At 57.7% G+C, this 312-nt stretch carries 1 protein-coding gene; it reads right to left on the reverse strand.

What is annotated here, in order from left to right; all coding sequences use genetic code 11:
* Nucleotides 1-35: 35 nt before the first annotated feature.
* On the reverse strand, nucleotides 36-312 hold a 277-nt coding region (locus EOB49_RS37160), incomplete at its 5' end, for a hypothetical protein (protein WP_206526217.1).

Consider the following 312-nt stretch of genomic DNA (forward strand, 5'->3'; position numbering starts at 1 on the left):
ATGCGACGTCGCCCTGTTTTCCAAGGTTGCATGAATTAGGTGTTGCTCGGACGGAGCAATCCGTCGGAGCGCGTGCACACGACACCAAGCAGCAGTCGCTCGCGGCGTTCGAAGACATGGGCGAACTGAATATCTCTGCTCCTTCTCGCAGGAGAACGAAGCATCAGCACGTATTCTATGCCATCATCCCTTGCTTCGTTGAAGGTGTCCAACAGCGCAGGGACGTGCCGGGCGTCCAAAGCGAGCAGATGATCGACAGGCGGACAGCCGAATAGACAAAGGTCAGCCAAAGCCGAGGCAACCGGCGGCCTT

This window comes from Mesorhizobium sp. M7A.F.Ca.MR.148.00.0.0, from assembly GCF_003997735.1.
GTDB lineage: Bacteria > Pseudomonadota > Alphaproteobacteria > Rhizobiales > Rhizobiaceae > Mesorhizobium.